The organism is Maribacter sp. (assembly GCF_049667165.1).
GTDB lineage: Bacteria > Bacteroidota > Bacteroidia > Flavobacteriales > Flavobacteriaceae > Maribacter_A.
This window is the reverse complement of record NZ_JBATHS010000384.1, coordinates 1-5,217: the sequence shown is the minus strand read 5'-3', so window position 1 is coordinate 5,217 and position 5,217 is coordinate 1. Positions and strand designations below refer to the sequence as shown.

Below are 5,217 nucleotides of genomic sequence, written 5' to 3'. Positions count from 1 at the left end.
TTGGGATTACACCGAAAAAGGCAACCATAGGCCCATTACCCTGATATTTGCCAAGGAAAAAAGTCTGGAAAGCATGAAAGAGGCCCTTTTTGAAGGTAGGACCGTTGCGGTCTACAATGACCTTCTGGTTGGGAAGCCAGACTATTTAAACCCACTTCTCAAGGCAAGTATTGAAATTAAAAGGGCCCGTTATTTGCCGAACACCACGGTTTTGATGGTGGAGCTGACCAATGTAACCAGCAGCGACCTCCTCTTTGAAAACCAGATGGAATTCAACTTTTATGACAGCTCCCCTGTTTTTGAAATCGAGGCGGGACAAACAAAGACCCTACACATCAAAACATTGGAAACACTGGCTTCCGTTCCGCTCAAACTAAAAGCGCTAGGTGCTTTTACCGCTCCAAAACAACAGCCGATCATCGAGTGGATAATCCCGGTTAAAGAATAATCCCTGTGAACTAGGATACTAAATTTGGTGAATTCAATTTTTATATTAACTTTGCTTTTCAAAGTACTTTTAAAATGGAATCAAAAAAATACCTAGACGATATCTCCGAGATCAAGAACCTTATGAACCGGACGACCCGTTTTATCTCCCTAAGTGGTTTATCCGGCATTCTCGCTGGCATCTATGCCATCACCGGAGCCCTTTTGGCGTATGTCTTTGTAGCCCCTGAACATGGGGAATTCGTCACCCTGCACAGTTGGAATTTTAGATATATCGTGGCCATACTAATTGCGGTTGCAGCGCTAAGTATCATTACCGCCTTTCTTCTAACGACCCGGAAGGCAAAACGAAATAAGGAGGCCATTTGGGACGCCACCACCAAAAATTTGCTTGTCAGTTTTTTGGTGCCTTTGGTCACCGGGGGTATTTATATTATCATAAAGTTACAGAGTCAACACTACGGTTTAACCGCTTCCCTAATGCTTATTTTCTATGGTTTGGCCTTGGTCAACGCCTCCAAATATACCTTGGGCAATGTAAAATACCTGGGGTATTTTGAAATCATTCTTGGACTGCTCTGTGCAGCCTTTCCGGGGTATGGACTTTGGTTTTGGGTAGCCGGGTTTGGCATACTCCATATCATTTATGGTAGCTTGGTCTACTTTTTAGAAGAGAAAAAATAAATGGGTCTTATAGACAACATCAACAAGCTTTTTGATCACCGCATCCGTCTGGGCATCATGTCGATTCTGATGGTCAATGAATATGTTGATTTTAACGGGTTAAAGGAACTGCTGCAAGTAACCGATGGTAACTTGGCCAGCCATGCCAAAACCTTGGAAAAGGCGGAATACATCAGGGTCGAGAAATCGTTTATCGGTAAAAAACCGAATACCCGGTATACCATTACCCCCTTGGGTCGCCAGGCCTTTAAAAAACATATTGAAGCGCTTGAACATTTAATCAGACAACAAGAATAATTTTTTTATCATTTTACTTTGTTTTTCAAAGTACTTTTAAACTCTAATTATGGAAACAAAAAAACAGAAAATCGGAAATTGGTTCAGAACATCCATCTCGGCAAAAATGTTCGTAGTGGGTTTTATTTTTCTATTGCTGCTGATACCTCTCGGCTTTGTGAAGGATTTGATCCGGGAACGGGAAACCAGACAGGCTGAAGTCATACAGGAAATCAATGAAAAATGGGGCAATGAGGTGGTGCTCTACGGACCTATCATCAAAGTCCCCTATAAAACCTATATAGAGGAAAAGACCTTTGACGAAAAGACCAAATCATTCCTTAAAACCTATCAAGAAGTCTTGAACCATGCTTATTTTCTCCCTAAAACCTTAGACATTACCTCTGAGGTTACTTCCAAACAATTGGAGCGTGGTATTTATGAGTCCGTTGTATATACAGCCGATGTGGACATGAAGGGAAAATTTTCGGATTTTGACTTTTCCACCCTGGATGTGCCGGAGGAAGACATCATTTGGGACAGGGCCACCCTCCTCCTACAAACCTCGAACCTTAAAGGCATACGCAATGAAATTAACGTGCAACTGCATACCGAGGAATACACTTTAAAACCAAGATTCGACGAAGCTTTTATGAGTACCTTGGAATCCGGATTCTTAGCGGACTTATCCGGGACCACAAGCGATACCCCTTTTTCGTTTCACATAAAGATCAATGGTAGTGCAGCACTTCGTTTTATCCCCGTGGGCGCGGAAACATCAGTCAGCATGCATTCCGACTGGCACTCCCCCAGTTTCAATGGCAATTACCTGCCCAATGATGAATCCAAGAAAATCTCCGCCCAAGGATTCGAAGCCTATTGGACGGTTCTGGAAACGAACCGACAATTTGGCCAGCAGTTCTTCAACCACCTACCCAATCTGGATAAATTCGCGTTTGGCACCAGTTTGATCGTCCCCATTGACGATTATCAAAAAACGGAACGGACCAGCAAATATGGTATCATGATCATCGGACTAACGCTGTTGGTTTTCCTGTTGATCCAAATCATCAGTAAAATCGCCATCCACCCTTTCCAATATTTTATGATCGGGTTGGCCTTGGTCATGTTCTACACCTTGCTTATTTCGATTTCAGAGCATCAGAATTTCCTTATCGCCTACGTCATTGCAGGGGTTGCCGTCGTTGGGTTGATCACCGCCTATTCGAAGACCATTCTGAAAAACAGAAAATTTCCGTTGCTGATTTTAGGTTCATTGACCGCCTTATACGCCTTTATCTTTGTGATTATCCAACTCGAAAACTATGCCCTTTTGGTGGGAAGTATTGGGTTGTTCATCATCTTGGGAATCGTCATGTTCACGTCCAAGAAAATCGATTGGTCAAATACGGATCTAGGGGAATAAAAAAGAGGGGGTTAGAAAGTCTTCTGAGAAACCATCGTGAGGGTAGAAGCCTACCTTACCCCGCCAGAATGACTTGTAGGGCTGATAATCAATATCATTAAGTTAAGGTTAAGGGTTTTCGTTGTCCATTCGAGCGCAGTCGAGAACTATATAATTGATCAAATAAGGAGGTCTCGACTGCGCTCGACCAGACATTGGCGCACATGACCTTTTTGATTTAATAACATTGGGATGGCGCTAGTGCGGGCACTCAAGATAAATGTAGTCTTAAGGTTCGTAATGACGGTTAAATTTAACCGCTTAAACACCTTCTTTCCTTTTGTACAATTCCGTTTATTCCTTCCCATCCACATACTCCTGCAGATAGGAATAACGTTTCGTAAGCTTCCCATTTTTGGTCATCAAGGCACGTTTTAAAATGCCATCTTTATCCTTGTTGAAAAAAGCGGGAATCACATGTTTTACAAATGCGTCCCCAAAACCGGCACTGGCATCGCGAGGTAGTTCGGCAGGCAAGTTATCGACGGCCATAACGGCAATGGCATTGTCGTTCCTATAATCCGTTTCAGATTCGGTTTGTGAATCATACCCATAGATAGGTTCCTCAATGGTAGAAGCTCGTAACGTGCAGGCTACAGGGCCATCGATATCACAGCTGATATCGGCCACCGTGTTAATCTTGAATTCGGGATGTTTGGCATCTTCCCTGGTAAATAAGTACGGGGCACCCGCTCCATAAAAATGTCCGGCAATAAACAAGTCGGCCACTTGGGCAAACCGAAAGAAATTGGATGCATATTCGTGGGGATTTGTAAAGAAATCAGCTTTATTGCCCCGAACGCCGTCGATACGCTTATTATAATCCGAAGCATCTATCTGGCAATAGACCGGTTCATTGAATTCCCCTTCCAAAAACTCATGTACATTGACTTTACGCACCCCCATACCATCGAGCATTTCGCGGGCACCATTACCAACCCTGCCCCTACCTGTCAATACTATCTTGATGTTGGGCAATGTAATCTTATTAAGCTCACGTATTAGACCTTGTTGGTCGGCAACTGTTTCTGCCTTTGGTATTTTGTACAACTTATTTTTTAGGCCGAAGGCCCGAAATCCATTATAAGCACCAACAATCCCTGCATATCGGCCAAAAGCGACCAAGCGTATTCCTTTTTCATTGGTTATGACCTCATGGTCATACATTTCGATGTTCTTCTTTAAAATGGCCTGTAACAGTTTTCGGTTATAGGGTTGTTTTTTTATCGTATGCGAAAAGAAAAAGTATTTTTTGTTTGGAATCAGGGCCTTGACCGGCACCTCCTTTACCCCAAGAAGTACATCGCATTCCTCCATTTTAGAGGCCACTTCGACACCGACATCCTTGTACTCCCCATCGGTAAAAACGCGAATGGGGGAAGGTTCTACCCGTATTTTAGCATTCTTGTACCTCGAAAGGACTTTTTGACAGGCTTCTGGGGAGAGGACCACACGCCTATCGGGCGGGTTTTTACGTTCTCGTATGATTCCGAATCGCATAGTTTGTATTTGGTATAAATTTTGTTCTAATTTAAGCGGAATTGCAACGGTGTACAAACTTTTTCCTCCTTTGGTGGATTAATGTTACCTTTGCTGCCCGCGTTAGGGATTGAGGTTTTGTGAAGCTCCTTTTACCGTCATATCGAGCGCAATCGAGATAAAGGGAAAAGAGCGACTACCGAAAGCCCGACCTGAATACCTGCAAGGTTTTGAAATCCTTGTAGGTATTGAAGGTAACGCCCAGAAAATCTCGATTCACCATTTGAAAACGAGGTACTCGAAGCAGTTTAAGTTCCTTGAAAAGGGAACCGAATAGTTCCTTGAAGAGGGAACAGAAATAAGTTCCTTTAAAAGGGAACCGAATAGTTCCTTGAAGAGGGAACAGAAATAAGTTCTTTGAAAAAAAAGATGAGAAAATCCAATCCTGACGTTATTTCAGGAATGCATTTGATCCTGACGTTCGCCTAAAAGGCTCAGTCAGGATTCAATTCGATAACGGCCCGCAAAGCGAGCCTATCTCATTGAAGGGGCCGACTGGTTTTGACAGCGAGACCAATGGCAATGTAAGCATGTCGAGCGCTGGGGTACAGCTCGTTAATATCATACTTCACACTTTTAATTGGCGATAATAACTACGCTCTTGCCGCTTAATCCGAATCACAGTAGGATTTAGCCTCGTTCCGACTAGGTCGGAAAGCGAGATGTTCCTGAATAGCCCCTGTCGACGGCGATTCAATCAGGAGCACCATAAATGTCGATATAAGGGTAGTATTCGCTTTGGTACTGCCACCAAAACCTAAAGAAGCTAAGTGTGTATTAGGCTGTTTCCGGTCAGGTACATATCG

Annotated in this window: 5 protein-coding genes and 1 other RNA gene; 5 read left to right on the top strand and 1 reads right to left on the bottom strand. The window is 43.3% G+C overall.

Going from position 1 to position 5,217, the window contains the following annotated elements; translation table 11 throughout:
• The 4 genes from WBM98_RS17375 to creD form a co-directional block, all read left to right on the top strand.
• Positions 1-448 (top strand): Sb-PDE family phosphodiesterase (locus WBM98_RS17375; protein ID WP_424367284.1); only part of this gene is annotated, 448 nt, incomplete at its 5' end.
• Positions 449-522: 74 nt separating this feature from the next.
• Entirely contained in the window at positions 523-1,131 is a 609-nt protein-coding gene (locus WBM98_RS17370; RefSeq protein WP_424367283.1) for a hypothetical protein, read from the top strand.
• Entirely contained in the window at positions 1,132-1,428 is a 297-nt protein-coding gene (locus tag WBM98_RS17365) for a winged helix-turn-helix domain-containing protein (protein WP_424367282.1), read from the top strand.
• A gap of 49 nt (positions 1,429-1,477) precedes the next feature.
• Entirely contained in the window at positions 1,478-2,833 is a 1,356-nt protein-coding gene (gene creD, locus WBM98_RS17360; protein ID WP_424367281.1) for a cell envelope integrity protein CreD, read from the top strand.
• A gap of 333 nt (positions 2,834-3,166) precedes the next feature.
• On the opposite strand, the gene WBM98_RS17355 is transcribed toward creD, so the two are convergent.
• The gene (locus tag WBM98_RS17355; protein WP_424367280.1) at positions 3,167-4,372 is read right to left on the bottom strand and encodes an NAD(P)-dependent oxidoreductase; all 1,206 of its coding nucleotides are present in this window, start codon (positions 4,370-4,372) and stop codon (positions 3,167-3,169) included.
• Between the two features lie 526 nt (positions 4,373-4,898).
• Here WBM98_RS17355 and ssrA point away from each other — a divergent pair.
• Positions 4,899-5,217, top strand: a transfer-messenger RNA (tmRNA) gene (gene ssrA / locus WBM98_RS17350); the annotation flags it as partial.